The following is a 17356-nucleotide window of genomic DNA, read 5'->3' as shown; positions in this document are numbered from 1 at the left end:
ACGGAGAGACAGATGAGCAGCATCGACTTCACCTCGTTCCTCAAGCTGATGTCGCACCAGAAGGCATCGGACCTGTTCATCACCTCCGGCATGCCGCCGTCGATCAAGGTGCATGGCAAGCTGACCCCGATCACCCAGACGCCGCTGACCCCGCAACAGTCGCGCGATCTGGTGCTCAACGTCATGACGCCGGCCCAGCGCGAAGAGTTCGAGAAGACCCACGAGTGCAACTTCGCCATCGGCGTGGCCGGCGTGGGCCGCTTCCGCGTGAGCTGCTTCTACCAGCGCAACCAGGTTGGCATGGTGCTGCGCCGGATCGAGACCAAGATCCCCAGCGTCGACGAGCTCAACCTGCCGCCGGTGATCAAGACCCTGGCGATGACCAAGCGCGGCATCATCATCTTTGTCGGCGCCACCGGCACCGGCAAGTCGACCTCGCTGGCGGCGATGATCGGCTACCGCAACCAGAACTCGACCGGGCACATCATCACCATCGAGGACCCGATCGAGTTCGTGCACAAGCACGAGGGCTGCATCATCACCCAGCGCGAGGTCGGCATCGACACCGATAGCTGGGAGAACGCGCTGAAGAACACCCTGCGCCAGGCGCCGGACGTGATCATGATCGGCGAGGTGCGCACCCGCGAAGGCATGGACCACGCCATCTCCTTCGCCGAAACCGGCCACCTGGTGCTGTGCACCCTGCACGCCAACAACGCCAACCAGGCGATGGACCGCATCATCAACTTCTTCCCCGAGGACCGTCGCAGCCAGTTGCTGATGGACCTGTCGCTGAACCTGCGCGGCGTGGTCGCCCAGCAACTGGTGCCGACCCCGGATGGCAAGGCGCGCCGGGTAGCGATGGAGATCATGCTCGGCACGCCGCTGATCCAGGACTACATCCGCGAAGGCGAGATCCACAAGCTCAAGGAGGTCATGAAGGAGTCCACCAACCTGGGCATGAAGACCTTCGACCAGAGCCTGTTCGAGCTCTACCAGGCCGGCGAGATCTCCTACGAGGACGCGCTGCGCTATGCCGACTCGCAGAACGAAGTGCGCCTGCGCATCAAGCTGGCCTCCGGCGGCGACGCGCGCACCCTGGCCCAGGGGCTGGACGGGGTCGAGGTGGCCGAGGCGCGCTGACGCAGGATGAGCAGGTGAGCGCGGACGCCTAATGGCGCCGCAGGGTGCAAATCACCTTCGGTGGTTCAGGGCGCGGCACACACCATGCCCGAAATCGCTCGCTCTCGATCGCGACCGCCGCATGGGGCGCGTCACATTGACCAGCCCACGACCCGCTGGTTTAAAAGGTCCAGCACCACCGCACGGGTAGAGCTTGCCTTCGCCGGTCTTAAGCTCGGTGATGTCGGTGACGCAATTGGTCTCCGATTCCCGCGCGGTGAAGTCACGTTTCAGCAGGTTGCGTACATTCGGTGGCGTCAGCGGCGGCTGAGCGCGTTAACTGCGGGGCTTCGGCCGCGCGGCCGGCCCTGCAGGCCATCGGCTGCCACCAGCCGGGCCATAGGGGTCAGACTAGATGACTCGCCTTCATCGGCCAAGTCTTCGTACACGCGACTGGCACCCAGACTTCTCCGGCTGTCATCGTGCAGCTCGCGGATCCGCTCAAGCAGCCGCGTGTCGTCGAGTTCACGAGCGCAGGGCAAGCGCTTGCTCCAGTCGTAACAGCCGCTGGCCGACACCTGCGGGCAGCGACATATCAGCCGAACTGGAAACAAGATGATGCTTTGGCAAAGAACGTCGCCGCTGCTCGCAAAAAATCTCGCTCCTTCTCCACCTGCGCCAGCTCGCGCTTGAGCTGTGCCACTTGTTCGTCACGTGGCGTCCCGGTGTCGACGAAGACCACTTTGCCCTGGCGCTGGGTTTCCCACTTCCAGACGGTCAGCAGGTTGTCGCCGATCCCAGCCCCCGCGCGACCTGGGCACAACTCACGCCCGGCCGGCTGGCCCGTTCAACCGCACCACGCTTGAATTTCGCACCGAACTTCCTTCGCTTCGACATGAACACTTCTCGGGCCTCGATCGGCGTTCTTGTAAATGTCCGTGATAAGGGGAGGCGAGTCAGCCGCTTTTTTTCATTGACATTTAGATCAGTCGCTTAAAAAAACAACGGCCCCAATGGGGCCGCTGTTTTTAACCGTATTTCTTTCTATCAAAAGCGCTGCTGATACTTCATGTAGACGAAGCGCCCGATATCATAGCCGCCGTAGTACGAATAGCCGGAGTTCGGCTGGGCGTATTGGGGGGCTGCGTAATGCTCAAAGACATTATTGGCGCCGACGGCAATCGTCGCATTCCAAGGCGTGTTGTAACTGACCTGCACGTCATGGAAGGTGTTCGAGCCGATTTTGTTCTTCGGCACGATTGCGCCCTCAAATTCGGGCGCCGTAAAGTCCGGCAGGCTGCAACGATCGTCAAAGTAGCAATCTTCCTTGACACTGGAATAGTAGCGTGCGGACCAGGTGATCTGCAGATCGCCCAGTTCCCAGCCCAAGGTCAGGTTTGAGCGGATCCGGAAATAACCGTCGTAACCGTTCAGCTGGCTCGGCGCGCCTTCAAGGTTGTCGGACTTGAGCTCGTACTTGGAGACATACGTGCTCAACCAGGCCGCACTAAAGGTGCCGTAATCCGTAGCCAGACGATAGTTGGCGTCGAAGTCGAAGCCTTCGGTTTCAACATAACCCGCATTGCGTAAGCCGAACGAAAGCGCGGTGATCGCACCAGTCGCCGGGTCGCGGGTGAACGTGTTGGGGCCCGCGCAACGTGATGCAATGCCACGCAGGTAGCAGTCATTGAGCAGATCGTCTGGCGAATCGGCAACGATGGTGTTCTCGATCTTGTAATTCCACCAGTCCAAGGATGCGTTGAATCCAGCAATGAACTCCGGGCTCCACACCACGCCCAAGGTTTTGGACTTGGAGGTTTCGGGGGTCAGAGTCGGAGTCGAGCCTGCTACGAACGGGACGTTGCTCTGCTCGCCCGGGCCGGGCGCTGGTGCGGTGCCCGAACCGTTCAACTGATGGAAGTTAGCCGGGACGTCAGCCAAGCATGCAGCGCTATTGGCGGCCGGACCGAAAGAGGTATCGCACGGATCGGTGTAGTACTCGAAGCTCTGCGAGATACCGCCATACAGGTCGGCGACCGTCGGCGCACGGAAGCCCTCAGCATAGGTGCCGCGCACCAGCAACGATTTAATTGGCTTCCACTTGAAGCCGAACTTGCTGTTGGTGGTATCGCCGAAAGTGTCGTAGTCAGAGTAACGGGTTGCCAAGTTGACGCTGAGTTCTTCGGCGAGCGGTAGTTCAGACAGGATCGGTACCTGCAGCTCAAGGTAGGCTTCGTCAAGCGAATAGCCACCCTTGGTGGGACCGGCGGCCAGGTCGGTCGAGATACCGGTCTGAGCTAGAGCATCCGGTGAGAACGAGCCGCTTTCACTACGATGTTCGAAGCCGACCGCAATACCAAGGTCTCCCGCAGGCAGGCTGGCGAGGATGCCGGACACGTTCGCGTAATAGATCTTGGTTTCGGTCTCGGACAATGCCTGGCCCGGCTGATACAGATAGGCCTGGACATTCGGATCGGCCAAGCCGTTGGAGGCCGCATAGCCTTCGGGGACCAACGGATTCCAGGGCGTGCAAGCACCGGGACCCGCACCTAGAGGAATGGGATTAGCTGCGGTACCACACTGCGCCTGCCCCTGCGAATTGATGAAAGACGGACCGGTCGCCAAGCCCGCTGCATAAGTGTTCAGGTTGCCGGTGCTGACCTGGGTGCCTTTATTCTGGTTGTATAGATAGCCAGCTTCCCAGTCCCAAGTCTTCTCACCGATATCAAATGCGCCACTGAACGCGCCAGTGAAGCGGTAGGTGGTCAGGCTATTGCGGACTTCACGCGGCACTTCCCAGCCACGCCGCACGTACTGAACATCCTGCCCGACAGGATTGAACACGCTGTCAGCAGACAGGCCGCCGCTGCTCAGGTCGAAGTTGGCACTATTGAAGGGATAGCCTGCGTTCTGCGCGAACGAGTCACGATCGGTGTACAGAATGCTGGTATCGAAACCCACATTGTCAGTAAAGTCGAAGTGGCCGTTCATAAAAGCCGACTTGCGCTCGATGCCGCTATAGACCGTAGAGGCGAGCGCCGGATTTGACACGTCACTGCTATTGATTGGGCGGTAGCTGGCGAAATCGGAGGGATCAAGGCCAGGCACGTCGCGGCGGAGTGTGTAGTCGACTCCGTTGTAGCGGAAACGGCCATATTGGCTCGTGCCGGAAAGGCCACCTGGGCGCGGATCGCTTTTCTCGCCGGTCGGGAAACGATCGCGGCTGAACCAGCGGTCCTTGGCGAACACCGGATCTTCCTTGGTGTATTCCACGCCAGCCGTCAGCGAGCCACGATCACCAGTGAAGCCCATTGTGAAATCGTAGACCTCGCGTTGGCCGTCGCCCTGGCCCCACTGGCCGATATAGGCGTTGGCTTCGGCACCTTCGAAATTCTTGCGGGTGATGATGTTGATCACGCCAGCAATCGCATCGGAACCATAGATCGTCGACGCGCCATCCTTCAGTACTTCAATACGTTCGACCATCACTGCAGGGATGGACGCAACGTCCTGCAAGCCATCATTGGTGATGCCCAGACGCTTGCCGTCGACCAGGATCAAAGTGCGGTTGGCACCCAGATTCCTCAGGTCGATGTAATAGCCGCCGACAGCCTCACCTGAGCTCAGCGGCGAAGTGCGGCTGATAGCAGGCGATCCCGCAGTGGGGATGTTTTGCAGGATATCTGCAACGGACTTGTAGCCCTGCTTCTCGATTGCCTCGCGGCTAATCAGCAGGAGCGGCTGGGCCGTTTCAGTATCCACCTGGCGGATGCGCGAGCCGGTGACTTCAATGCGATCCAAGTTGGTGGCCTTGGAGTCGGACTCTTGGGCGTAGGCGTTGCCGATGCCGGCGCTGGCAGCCAAGGCCAGCACAACTGCGTCGCGCAGTTTGTGGGTAGTGCACTTCATCTGGGTCTCTCCGAATGATTCGCGCGAATACGATGTCGTCCCCGACGATCTGGTTTCATTTTGAACCATTTGTCGCCGGTTGCCCGGATGTTACCGCCCTTGTCGTAAAAATTAAAGCCGCGTTAATAGTTCGGAATTTTTTAAGAAAGCTGCGCGCAACCAGTTGTGAAACGGTCGGTCGCCGTCCGCCGCCTGAACTGAGTGATGACAGTGTGGTCACGCACCGTGGCGTGTATCAGCGTGCGTCGGTGCGCTTAGAGATCCTGCTCGTATCGCACGTACGGCACGGTGCCGTCGTCGGCGATCGGGGCGTCCGGGGCAAATGGATTCTTGCCGCTGGTGACGATGTTTTCCGCGCCTACGGTCAGCTGGCCGCTCCATGGGGTGCGCCAGGTCAGTCCAACACCAAGGCCTTCCCACTTGCCCGGCTGGCCAGGGGCATCGATGACGCGGCCGATGATGCTGCCGCTGAAGGGGCCGTAGCCTCCGCCAAAGCTGAAGCTCTTGCTGTTCCAACGATCGGGGATGATGCTCAGCTCCGACGCGGGTACCAGCCGTGCCCGCGCTAGCGTGCCGCCGATGGTGACAAAGCCCTCGCGGCCGATGTTCTTCTGCCCGAACACGGCCAGATCGTTCTGCTCGAAGCGTCCAGCCGACGAACTGCCGGGAGACATCCAGGCTGGCAGGGTGTCCCGACCGGTTCCCACGCTCAACCCGAGCTTGCCTTCCGGGCGACTCAGGCTGGCCGAGGCGTTGAAATGCTGGTCGTTGCTGGAGGACGCGTCGTCATTCACCATCGCCACGTTGCAATAGGCGATCAGGCTGCTGATGCTGCTGCCGATACCATTGCGGTTGTTGCACAGCAGCCCCAGCGACTCGCTCGAATCCAGGCCGAATGCGGCGCTCAGGGTGTTGCGCCCCAGCCGCCAGCGCGCCCCGGCAGCGGCCTCGTCGGTGGGTTCGAGAATCAGGGCGCCTTCGACCTGGCCACGGCTGTTCCAGACCGGCAGCATCGTGGTGCCCGCGGTGGCATTCCCGCGCGTTTGGGCATGCGCACCCATGCTCGCCGAGGTGGCGAGCAGCAGCGCAAGCAGCGAACGGCGGAAAGGAAGGCGCATCGTGCGACTCAGACAGACGGGACGGGAAGAAGTTCCCGTCACGTGAGGGTTACGGAAAATTATCCGATTTATGTTTATTTAACAAGATCTGCGTGAAGGCGCTGTGTCAGTTCGTGACCTCACTCACTGCAGGCGCTCAGGTCCCTGCGCCATGAGCGTTCCGGGCGCAAAGAGCGCCTCGATCTGGTCGGGGCTGAACAGGTAAGACCGGCCACAGAACTCGCAGCGGACCTCGGCCGTGCCTTCCTCGGCCGCGGCCATGGCTTCTTCCTGGCCCAGCGAGGCGAGCATGCCTTCGACGCGTTCGCGAGAGCAAGAACAGGCAAAGCGCAAGGGCTGCCGATCCACGATGGCAACTTCTTCCTCGTGGAACAGGCGGTGCAGCAACTGCGCCGGCGGGGTCTGCAGCAGTTCATCGCGACCGAGCGTCTCGAACAGCGTGCCGGCCCGCCGCCAGCCATCGGTATCGCCTTCGTCGCCGGGGAGCTTCTGCAGCATGATGCCGGCAATCTGGTCGGCATCTGCTGCGAGCAGCAGACGGGTCGGCAGCTGCTCGGAGTTGCGGAAATAATCCTCGAAGGCGCCATCCAGCGAAGGCGCTGCCAGCTCCACCAGGCTTTGGTAACGCTGCGGTTCGCGAGGATCCAGCCCGGGGTTCTCGATGGTGATGGCCAGCAGCGCGTCCTGGCCAAGGGCGGTCAGGTCCGACGGAGCATCGGCGCCTTCGGCCAACTGCACGATGCCGCGCACGGTGCCGGCCGACGTGCATTCGGCAAACAGGGTCCGCATGCCGCCGCTACTGCGCAGTTGGATGGACAGGCGTCCGTCGATCTTCACGTGGCCGGTGAACAGGGCGGAAGCTGCCACGGCCTGGCCAAGCAGGTCGCGCGCGCGATCAGGGTAGGCTGCCGGCTCCAACAGCGTGGTCCAGGCCTGGTCCAGGCGAACGCAGACACCGCGCACGCCGGCGACGGGCAGAAGGAAACGAAGGCGCGTATCGCGCGTGTCATCGATCTCGGGCATGGCAGGATTCGGCGTTGTCGCCACAGGCAGGAATTAACTTCCTATCGTGTGGGCGATGAGGAGCCATTCCAAGTCGAGGCGGGCAGGGAGCTGACGGCTGCAGGACCCCGGAGGGGCTTCACGCGCCATGCCAGGCTCGCATGCGGGCCGATAGGGCGATGGCCAGGCGGGGGCGTGGCAAAGGTCGTGTCAGAAAGCGCGGGGAGGTTAACATCGTCGGGATGCCCGACCCGCAACTCAATCATGAGAGCCCTGTTGCCGATGTGCCGCTGCGCCGAAGTCGATTGCGGCGTTGGCGCCGCTGGCTACTCGCGCTGCCTCTGCTTTTCGCGGCCGGGAGTGCCTTGCAGGTGCTGGTGCTGCGCTTTGTCGATCCGCCGTTTTCGGCCTTCATGGTGACGCGGCAGCTCGACGCCTGGGGAGACGGGCAGTGGGCGTTCCATCCGCGCTACGCGTGGCGCGATTTCGACCGGATCGCACCAGCACTTCCGCTGTCGATGATCGCCGCGGAAGACCAGCGCTTCGCCACGCATTCGGGCTTCGACCTGCAAGCCATCGAAAAGGCCAGGGCGCACAATGAGCGCGGTGGCAGACTTCGCGGCGCCAGCACCATCAGCCAGCAGGTGTCCAAGAATCTTTTCCTCTGGTCCGGCCGCAGCTATGTGCGCAAGGGCATCGAGGCCTGGTACACCGTGCTGATCGAGCTGTTCTGGCCCAAGCAGCGGATCCTGGAGGTCTATGCCAACATCGCCGAGTTCGGCGACGGGATCTATGGGGCGCAGGCCGCATCGCAGGCGTTCTGGGGGATCGATGCGTCCCGGCTCAGTGGCGACCAGGCCGCCCGATTGGCCGCGGTGCTGCCCGCCCCCGGACGCTACAGCGCGAGCAGGCCGGGTCCCTACGTGCAGCGACGGGCGGCCTGGATACAACGTCAGGTGCGACAGCTCGGCGGCACCGCTTATCTGGATGAACTGGAGTAACCATGGCCCGTGATTGTCTGACCGTGGTGGTGGCTGCGCGCAACGAGGCGGAGTCCCTGCCGGCCTTGCATCCACGCCTTCGGGCAGTGCTGGTCCAACTGGAGGCCTTGGACTGGCGCGTGATCTATGTCGATGACGGCAGCCTGGACGCGACCTGGGAGGTGATGCAGCGCCTTGCGGAGGAGGACCGGCGGGTCGGAGTACTGCGGCTGTCGCGCAATTTCGGTAAGGAGGCGGCCTTGACCGCCGGACTGGATCTTGTCGCGCCGCACAGCGCCGTGCTGATCCTGGATGCCGATGGACAGGACCCGCCGGAGCTTATCCCCCAGTTCGTCGCCGCCTGGCGGGAGGGGTATGACAACGTGTTCGGCACACGGGTCGAGCGCGATGGCGAGACCTGGCTCAAGCGGTTCAGCGCGCACGGCTTCTACCGGGTGATTGGACGCCTGTCCAAGACCCCGATCCCGGCCGATACCGGCGATTTCCGCCTGCTGTCGCCGCGTGCCCAGCAGGCACTCAAACAGTTGCGCGAGCGGCACCGGTTCATGAAAGGCCTGTTCGGCTGGGTGGGATATGGCCAGCGCGCCATTCCGTATCACCGAGAGGCGCGCATCGCCGGTCGCAGCAACTTCAGTGCCTGGAAGCTGTGGAACTTCGCGCTGGAGGGCATTACCAGCTTCTCCACCGCCCCCTTGCGGGCCGCCACCTATCTCGGACTGCTGGTGGCGGCGCTGGCCTTCATCTATGCCGTGATGATCGTGGTGCGCGCGTTGTGGCACGGCGATCCGGTCGCGGGTTGGCCCAGCATAATGACCGTCGTGCTCTTTCTGGGGGGGACGCAGCTGATCGCCCTGGGAATGATCGGGGAATACCTGGGCCGACTGTACGACGAGGCCAAACAGAGACCGTTGTATCTGATTGACCAGTGGAACCCGGCCAGCGAAGGCGTATCCTCCGGACCAACCGAGGCTACCGGAGCGTCCCATGCGCACGGTGAAGCAGTTGCTGGACGGCAAGACCGCTGAGCTGGTCGCGGTCGAGCCGCATGAAGCGGTGTTCGAGGCGGTTCGCAAGATGGACCGGCACAGTGTCGGGGCGGTGCTGGTGATGCGCGGTGAGGTGCTGGTCGGGATCCTGTCCGAGCGAGATTACGCGCGCAAGGTGGTCCTGCTGGAGCGTTCATCGCACAACACGCGCGTCGATCAGATCATGACCACGCAGGTCGTGACGGTCGAGCCGGACCAGAGCGTTGCCCACTGCATGGAGGTGATGACGCGTCGTCGTTTCCGCCATTTGCCGGTGATCGACGAAGGGCGGGTGATCGGGGTGGTGTCGATCGGTGATTTTGTCAAGGCGGTGATCGAGGAGCAGCAGGCCGATCTGGACGCGCTGCAACGCTACGTCGCTTCCTGAAGCGTCACTTGGCGTACTGGCCGCCGCACTGGCTGTCCTGTCCACCACCCGGGTCGATCGTGGCCAGCAAGGCTGCTGGCGGGGCGATGGTACCCAGCGCCAGCGCGATCGCCCCGCGCAAGCCGAGCTTCTTCAGGTTGGGGCGGAACGACGGGTCCTTGAAGGTGCCACCGATCTCCAGCGGCGTGCGGAAACTCAGGATGCTGCGATCCTTGGGGCGCGGGGTCAGGGTCAGGTCCAGCGATTCGTCCTTGAGATTAATCGAGCCCGCGCCCAGCACGATGGTGTCGGTGGTGTCGAATGCCATGGCGCGACTTTGCATGAGCCCATCCTTGACACCGAAATCAGCGAATGCGCACCGGATAGGGACCTGCTTGTCCTGATCGAAGAGGTAGCCCAGCGACTGCGTCACATCCAGCCCGGCCAGTTCCACCAGAAGCTGCGGGAGATGGCCCTTGCCCATGCCGACGCCCAGCTCGCCGTTGGCGTTGGCCGCCATGGCGGCGATCGAATTGCCCGAAGTTTCGATGTTGATGCTGCCGCCAATGCGTCCGATGGCGTCCTGGGTCAGTTTTACCTGCGGAAACAATTGCCCCAGATTGAGCTTGCGCACGGAAATGTCGGCGCGGGTGCGAATTGTCGACTGGCGCGCATCCATGCGAATCGTGGAGCGGATGTCGCCGCCTGCGACGCCGAAATTCAGGGGTCGCAATTCAAGCAGTCCGTCGGTCAGGACCAGATGCGCGTCCATGTCGTCGATGGGAAGCTTGGGGGCGTTGATGCGCGCGGCCTTCCATCGCACGTCCGCATCCATCGAGCGCAGTTTGGACAGGTCGTAGCGCGTCTGGGGCAGGACGCGTGGACTTGTGGCCAGCTGGGCGGCCTGATGGGTCTGTTCAGCGTTACGGGTCTCGCCCGCGCCGCCTTTGGGCGGCGCGCCGACGAAGCCGGCCAGATCGTCGAAATCCAGGCGCCTAGAGGTCAGATCGGCCTCAAGCTTCAGACGCGGCCCGCCGGTGCTCACCGCCACGGCGCCGTGGAGGTCACTGTCACCCAGCGTGCCGCTGAAGTGGTCGTAATGCCAGGTCGAGCCGGTCCGCGTCAGGGTGCCATCGAGCGCGTAAGGCGGCGATGCCGGGATCGCCACGCCGATCAGGGGGTACAGGTCCGCCAGGTCCTGCCCGGCCAGCGACATGCGCAGGTTGAATCCGCCCAGGTGCAGCGGGTCGATCAGCGTGCCCCGGGCGTGGGCCTTGGTGGCCCCCGCGGCGGCCCGCAGATCGATCAGGTAGGGTCGCTGCGTCTGGGCCAGATCCAGCGGGGACTGGATGCGCCCGGCCAGGGTGAAGGTGTTGGCCGCCCAGCGGCCACTGCCTGACAGGTCGATTGGCGGTGCCTTGTACTGCGCATCGGGCTGCCCACTGTTGGCCTCAATGCGCAGGTCGGTCTGGTTGGGCGGATCCAGATAATGCAGGCGCGCGTCTTCGACGATGAGCGCGCCGATGCGCGGCATGGTCCCCTCCTCGTCGCGGCCGGCGGTACGGGTGTCTTCAAAGACCCAGTTGCCCCCTTCGCCGGCAGCGCGGTTCTGCAACTCGATCACCGGGCGCTCCAATCGGATCGCGGGAAGCACGACGCGGCCGTGGAAGATCAGCTGAGGCGCGTCCAGCTTGATCTCCAAGCGCTTGGCGGTGGCCATAGTCGCTGCGGTCTTGCTTGCCCAGTCGCTATTGCCCAGTCGTAGACCATCCGCGCGGACGATGGTGATCCGGCCCAGGTCGACATCCAGGTCGCCGTCGATATGAAAGGCGCGGCCCGTGCGGGCCTCGACTGCGCGTTCGACAGGACCTTTGAACCAGTTCCAGTCCCACAGCAGGACTAGCAATAGGACGAGCACCGCCAGGATGCCAAGCGCGGTCAGCAGCGGATGGGCGCGTGCGGGATTGCGTGACGGGTAAGTGGCTGGGTCCATGGCCGTCACTATCTGTGGGCCAGGTGTTCACGGCCTGCGAAGACGCCTGCGGGTATTCAGTCGTTCGTGCCAGGCTCGGGTCCGATCAGCCGCCGTGGTGCAAGCGCGGCACCAGCACCTGGCCGGTCACCGCCACGAAGTGGCACACGCTGCCGGCCAGCACGAACAGATGCCAGATCGCATGGAAATAGCGGACTGAGTCGCGCTGGTAGAAGTAGGTTCCCAGCGTATAGAACACGCCGCCGGCCAACAACCAGCCAAGCGTGAAGCCATCGACGGACTTCAGCAGCGGTTCGATGGCGATCACGACCAGCCAGCCCATCGCCACGTAAATGGCTGTGGACAGCAGCTTGAAGCGCCCGGTGAAGAACAGCTTGAAGACCACACCGAACGCGGCGATGGACCAGATCGCGGCAAACATGCCCCAACCCCAGGGGCCGCGCATACCGATCAACAGGATCGGGGTGTAGGTGCCGGCGATCAGCAGATAGATCGCGCAATGATCGAAGATCTGCAGCCGCGCCTTGGCCATGGGGTGCTGGATGGCGTGGTAGAGCGTGGAGGCCACATACAGCAGCAGCAGGGTGACGCTGAACACGATGGCAGTGCCGAGCTGCCAGCCATCGCCGTAGAGCGCGGCCAGGGTGATCAATACGGCGCCACCGGCGAGCGCCCCGACCGCGCCCAGGCCGTGGGTCAGGGCGCTGGCGATCTCGTCGCGCAGGTTGGTCTCGGGGTGCGCCTGTAAAGCCATAGACCGACTTTAACGCAATCCATTCTCAACAACATGGCAGGCCAGCCCTGCAGTGGACCGGCTGGGTCGGCGAGACGGGCCCATGTTCAGCTTGCCTGGCGCCTGCGACCGCTCAGTCGGTGACCACGCTGTAGGCGTGTTCGCGCGTGGCCGAGAAGCGCACGTCCGGTGCCCGTTCCTGGGCCAGCTGAAGATTGACCCGGGTTGGCGCCAGGTAGACCAGTTCGCCGGCCGCGTCGATGCCCAGGTTCATCGCGTTCTTCTCGCGGAACTCTTCAAGCTTCTTCTCGTTGTCGCAATGCACCCAGCGTGCGGTGGTCACCCCAACCGGCTCGAAGATCGCATCGACGCCGTATTCGTCCTTCAGCCGGTAGGCCACCACGTCGAACTGCAGGACGCCCACCGCGCCCAGGATCAGGTCGTTGCTCATCAGCGGGCGGAAGAACTGGGTGGCGCCTTCCTCGGAGAGCTGGGCCAAGCCCTTCTGCAGCTGTTTGAGCTTGAGCGGATCGCGCAGGCGCGCGCGGCGGAACAGTTCGGGGGCGAAGTTGGGGATGCCGGTGAAGCTTAAGGATTCGCCCTCGGTGAAGGTGTCGCCGATGGAGATCGTGCCGTGGTTGTGGATGCCGATCACATCACCCGGATAGGCCTCGGCGGCGATCTCGCGGTCGGAGGCCATGAAGGTCAGCGCGTTGGCCAGCTTCTGCTCCTTGCCACTGCGTACGTGAAAGGCCTTCATGCCGGCGGCAAAGCGGCCCGAGCACACGCGCATGAAGGCCACGCGGTCGCGATGCTGCGGGTCCATGTTCGCCTGGATCTTGAACACGAAGCCGGTCAGTTTGCCTTCGGTGGGCTGCACTTCGCGCCCGGTGGTCGCGCGCTGCTGCGGGGCCGGAGCGTGTTCGACGAAGAAGTCCAGCAGCGGCTGTACGCCGAAGTTGTTCACGCCCGAGCCGAAGAAGACGGGGGTCTGCTGGCCGCTCAGGTAGGCGTCCAGGTCGAAGGGATTGCTCGCCCCCTGGACCAGTTCCAGTTCGTCGCGCAGGCTGGCCAGCATCTGCGGACCGATCCTAGCCTCCAGACCCGGATCGTCGATCGACGGAAAGATGGTCGAATCCTGCCGGGTGAAATTGCGCCCCGGCTCGTACAGGTGGACCTCGCCGCTGATCAGGTGCACCACGCCCTTCAGGCGCTGGCCCATGCCGATCGGCCAGGTGACCGGCGCGCAGCGGATGCCCAGCACGGTCTCCACTTCATCGAGCAGTTCGATCGGGTCCTTGCCCTCGCGGTCCAGCTTGTTGATGAAGGTCATGATCGGCGTGTCGCGCAGGCGGCAGACCTCCATCAGCTTGATCGTGCGCTCTTCCACGCCCTTGGCCACGTCGATCACCATCAGCGCCGAGTCCACCGCGGTGAGCACGCGGTAGGTGTCCTCGCCGAAGTCGGCATGGCCGGGGGTGTCGAGCAGGTTGATGATCTTGCCCTCGTACGGGAACTGCATGACCGAGGAGGTCACCGAGATCCCGCGTTCTTTCTCCAGCGCCATCCAGTCCGAGGTGGCGTGGCGCGCGGCCTTGCGGCCCTTCACCGAACCGGCCATCTGGATCGCCCCACCGAACAGCAGCAGCTTTTCAGTCAGCGTGGTCTTGCCCGCATCGGGATGGGAAATGATGGCGAAGGTACGGCGGCGCGCGGCTTCGCGGGAGACTTCGGACATGGTCGTCGCGCCCGGGTGGACGCATTGGGGAATCAGGGAGCCGATAAGTATAGCGGCGCCGTGCGGCCGGGTTCAGCCGATCGGTGCGTCGGCCGCCAGCAGCGCCTCGAGCTGGCTGGCCGAAGCGCGCGCCATCGGGCGTGCATCGATCGCGGACAGGGGGGTCTGGCGCAGCGCCTGGCGCGGCAGGACGAGCAGATCGAAGTTCACCCCGTCGGCGACCAATTGCCACACCGTGACGTCGGCCTGCCGCGCCTGGTCCAGGCGGATGCGACGCGTGCGGGGATCGGCGGGGATGTGGTGGTCCTCAAGAAACCGCGAGATCGCGTCCTCGTCGTCGCTGTGCAGGTGCAACTGCACGCTCGATTGCCCATCGGCGGTGCCATCCAGCACCGGGCCAGCCAGGCGTGGGGAAAAGTCCGCGAAAAACGCCATCGCCTGGAGCGCTGCCGCACGCCTCGAGCGCAGCAGCCCGGCATGGTCGGGACTGGCGAACAGACGCTGGTACTCGCGCAGCGCCTGTTCAATTTCCCGATTGGCCGGCAGAGACGCCTCATCCAGCATGCCCAGCCGACTGGCGGCCTTGCGCTTGGCCTGGCTGTAGTCATCGATGCCGCCTTCGGCCATCAGACGGGCAGCCTCCTGCGCCACGTGTCGGCGGCGCTGCGCCGTCTGGGTCTGCGCATGCTGGCGGGCGTGGGGCATCTCCAGCCTCAAAATCGTCAGGGGCCACCGGACTCTACACGAGCCCGGTGATGCCCCTGGTCAAGCGATCAGAAGATGTCGAACGCCGCCTCGTCCTTGCTGGGATCCTGGTCCTGAAGGTTTTCATCACCCTGCATGCGATCCAGATCTTCGACCTTGATCCATTCGGTCGCCCCGTTGCGCGTGACCTCGACCATGCCCTCGGGCGGGTCATTGGGGGTGATCGGCTTGTCCTTCAGGGCCACGCGCATGTAGTCGATCCAGATCGGCAGCGCCGCACGACCGCCGTATTCCTTGTAGCCGAGCGAGCGGAAGTTGTCCTTGCCCACCCAGACCGTGGTCACGTAAGGGCCGGCGAAGCCGGAGAACCAGGCGTCGCGATGGTCATTGGTCGAGCCGGTCTTGCCGGCCGTGTCCTCGCGGCCAAGTACGTTGGCCGCCGTGCCGGTGCCGCGGCGGACCACGTCGCGCATCATCGACACGATCTGGTAGGCGGTGCGTTCGTCGATCGCACGCGGAGCGACCTTGGTGCCCGGCGGCGGCTCGTCATCCTGGCTCGGATCCGACTTGGAGGTCGCCAAGGGTGCCGATGCGCTGGCCTGCGGATCCTGCATCGGACCGAAATTGAAGCCGTCCACCACCTGGCTCGGCGGCTTGGCATTGGCGCCATGGCGTCCGCAGGCACGGCAGGCCACGGCGGGGTCGGCCTGGAAGACCACCTTGCCATCGCGGTCGGTGACCTTGTCGATCAGCCATGTCTCCACCAGGGAGCCCCCGTTGGCCAGGACCGTATAGCCACGGGCCACCGACAGCGGCGTCAGCGAGGCCGAGCCCAGCGACATCGATAGATTCGGTGGAAGCTCGGATTCCTCGAAGCCGAACTGGCTGATGTATTTGCGCGCGAAGTCCACGCCAATGGCGTCGAGCAGGCGTACCGACACCAGGTTGCGTGACTGCACCAGGGCCTCGCGCAGGCGCATCGGTCCTTTGAACTTGCCGTCGTCGTTGCCCGGGCGCCAGACATGCCCACGCCGATCGCGGAACACGACCGGGGCATCGAGCACGATGGACATCGGATTGAAGCCCTTCTCGAACGCCGCGGCGTAAAGGAACGGCTTGAAGCTGGAGCCCGGCTGGCGACGGGCCTGTGTGGCCCGATTGAACTTGTTGGCCGCGAAACTGAAGCCGCCGACCAATGCGCGGATGGCGCCGCTGTTGGCATCCAGTGACACCAGGGCCGACTGGGCCTGGGGCACCTGATCCAATGTGTAGACGTACTCGGGCTTGGCGGCCGGATCGGTCTGCTTTTCGGTCTCCTTGCGTTGGGCCGCGATACGCACCATGTCGCCGCGTTCGAGCAGCTTGGCCGGGGTACGCCCGGTCCACTTGCTGGAAGAGGCAGGCAAGGTGATCAGCTTGGCATCGCGGGTCACCACCGTGGCGCTGCCGTCTGCTTCGGTGGAGGCGACGATCACCGGGTCCAGTCCGCCCTGGGAGACCTGGCCGGCCAGGTGGCCGGCCAGGGACTCGGCGTCGGCCCCGGCGGTCACGTCGAAGTGCTTCTCCGCACCCCGCCAGCCGTGGCGATGGTCGTAGGTTTCCAAGCCTTCACGGACGGCCTTGTCGGCGGCCGGTTGCAGCAGCGGGTCGATCGTCGTGGTGACGTGGTAGCCCTTGTTGAGGACATCGCCGCCGAACTTGGCGACCATTTCCTGGCGGACCATCTCGGCCACGTAGGGCGCGTAGACATCGATCGGGCGCTCGTGCGGCTTGGCGTGCTCTGGCTCTGCCCTGGCCTGCGCCGCCTGCGCTGGGGTGATGTAGCCATCCTCAAGCATGCGGTCGATGACGTAGACGGAGCGCTGGTGGTTGCGGACCGGATTGCTGAGCGGATTGCCGCTGGAAGGGAACTTCAGCGAGCTGACCAGCGTGGCGGCCTCGGCCAGGCTGAGTTCCTTGAGGGATTTGCCGTAGTAGAACTCGGCAGCGGCCGCCACGCCGTAGGCCCGATTGCCGAAGAAGCTCTTGTTGAGATACAGCTCCAGGATCTGGTCCTTGGTGAGCATGCGCTCGATGCGCATGGCCAGCATCATCTCGGCCAGCTTGCGGGTGTAGCTGTATTCGTTGCTCAGGAAGAACTGTCGGGCGACCTGCTGGGTGATCGTGCTGCCGCCGGCCACGCGCCCATCCTTGGTCAGGGTCTGCCAGATCGCGCGGGAGATGCCCTTCGGGTCAACGCCGCCGTGCTCGTAGAAATTCGAGTCCTCGGCGGCGACGAAGGCGCGGCGAACCTGGACTGGGACATCCTCGATGTCCACCGGATAGCGCCGATTCTCACCGAACACTGCGATCAAGCTGCCGTCGTCGGCATAGACGTACATCGGCTCCTGCCACTGGACGTCGCGCAGGGACTGGATCGAAGGCAGCTTGGCAGCGATCGAGTAATAGAAGAAGCCCAAGACCGTTGCGCCGACAACGGCACCGACCAGGCACAAGACCAACGCCCAGCGCAGCAGGCGGCGAAAACGAGACATCCGGAGCATCCGATTGCACAATTCGTGGCACGGGAGTATAGATGCATCCCGAAGCAGGGGACGGCTTCTCCGGGGGAAACAAACACTTGGGGCATATCCTTACAAAAAG

General features: G+C 63.8%; 12 protein-coding genes and 1 pseudogene. 4 read left to right on the top strand and 9 right to left on the bottom strand.

The window, feature by feature from the left end; genetic code table 11:
- Positions 1-12: 12 nt before the first annotated feature.
- A complete protein-coding gene (locus ACORQU_RS02380) occupies positions 13-1143 on the top strand; it encodes a PilT/PilU family type 4a pilus ATPase (RefSeq protein WP_271646778.1) in 1131 nt (376 codons plus the stop codon).
- Between the two features lie 134 nt (positions 1144-1277).
- Here ACORQU_RS02380 and ACORQU_RS02375 read toward each other — a convergent pair.
- The 4 genes and pseudogenes from ACORQU_RS02375 to hslO all read right to left on the bottom strand — a co-directional run.
- Positions 1278-2019, bottom strand: a pseudogene (locus ACORQU_RS02375) (IS3 family transposase); the annotation flags it as partial.
- Between the two features lie 150 nt (positions 2020-2169).
- Positions 2170-5031 (bottom strand): TonB-dependent receptor domain-containing protein, encoded by a 2862-nt coding sequence (locus ACORQU_RS02370; protein WP_491643157.1) that lies wholly within the window; start codon positions 5029-5031, stop codon positions 2170-2172.
- A 254-nt stretch (positions 5032-5285) separates the two neighbouring features.
- Positions 5286-6149, bottom strand: coding sequence for an XOO1806 family protein (locus ACORQU_RS02365; RefSeq protein ID WP_271644960.1), 864 nt, complete (start codon positions 6147-6149; stop codon positions 5286-5288).
- A gap of 123 nt (positions 6150-6272) precedes the next feature.
- Complete coding sequence (gene hslO, locus ACORQU_RS02360) at positions 6273-7172, bottom strand: Hsp33 family molecular chaperone HslO (RefSeq protein ID WP_491643155.1); 900 nt, start codon at positions 7170-7172, stop codon at positions 6273-6275.
- Positions 7173-7393: 221 nt separating this feature from the next.
- Between hslO and mtgA the strand changes: the two genes are divergently transcribed.
- Genes mtgA through ACORQU_RS02345 form a run of 3 tightly spaced genes read left to right on the top strand, consistent with a single transcriptional unit; the run spans position 7394 to position 9565 of the window.
- Positions 7394-8152: a monofunctional biosynthetic peptidoglycan transglycosylase gene (gene mtgA / locus ACORQU_RS02355; RefSeq protein ID WP_491643153.1), complete on the top strand. Its 759-nt coding sequence runs from the start codon at positions 7394-7396 to the stop codon at positions 8150-8152.
- A 2-nt stretch (positions 8153-8154) separates the two neighbouring features.
- Positions 8155-9177, top strand: coding sequence for a glycosyltransferase family 2 protein (locus ACORQU_RS02350; RefSeq protein ID WP_491643151.1), 1023 nt, complete (start codon positions 8155-8157; stop codon positions 9175-9177).
- Positions 9137-9565: a CBS domain-containing protein gene (locus ACORQU_RS02345; protein ID WP_491643149.1), complete on the top strand. Its 429-nt coding sequence runs from the start codon at positions 9137-9139 to the stop codon at positions 9563-9565. The genes ACORQU_RS02350 and ACORQU_RS02345 overlap by 41 nt, the downstream gene beginning before the upstream one ends.
- Positions 9566-9569: 4 nt before the next feature.
- Here ACORQU_RS02345 and ACORQU_RS02340 read toward each other — a convergent pair whose 3' ends face one another.
- The 5 genes from ACORQU_RS02340 to ACORQU_RS02320 form a co-directional block, all read right to left on the bottom strand.
- Positions 9570-11537: an AsmA family protein gene (locus tag ACORQU_RS02340; RefSeq protein WP_491643147.1), complete on the bottom strand. Its 1968-nt coding sequence runs from the start codon at positions 11535-11537 to the stop codon at positions 9570-9572.
- 85 nt (positions 11538-11622) lie between these two features.
- Entirely contained in the window at positions 11623-12291 is a 669-nt protein-coding gene (gene trhA / locus ACORQU_RS02335) for a PAQR family membrane homeostasis protein TrhA (RefSeq protein WP_491643145.1), read from the bottom strand.
- A gap of 112 nt (positions 12292-12403) precedes the next feature.
- Complete coding sequence (locus tag ACORQU_RS02330) at positions 12404-14008, bottom strand: peptide chain release factor 3 (protein WP_491643143.1); 1605 nt, start codon at positions 14006-14008, stop codon at positions 12404-12406.
- A 72-nt stretch (positions 14009-14080) separates the two neighbouring features.
- Entirely contained in the window at positions 14081-14713 is a 633-nt protein-coding gene (locus ACORQU_RS02325; protein WP_491643141.1) for a hypothetical protein, read from the bottom strand.
- A gap of 68 nt (positions 14714-14781) precedes the next feature.
- Complete coding sequence (locus tag ACORQU_RS02320; RefSeq protein ID WP_491643139.1) at positions 14782-17247, bottom strand: penicillin-binding protein 1A; 2466 nt, start codon at positions 17245-17247, stop codon at positions 14782-14784.
- Positions 17248-17356 lie beyond the last annotated feature (109 nt).

This window comes from Pseudoxanthomonas sp. JC1303, from assembly GCF_058448525.1.
Note: the sequence above shows the minus strand (reverse complement) of the source record. Positions and strands in the feature narration are given on the sequence as shown.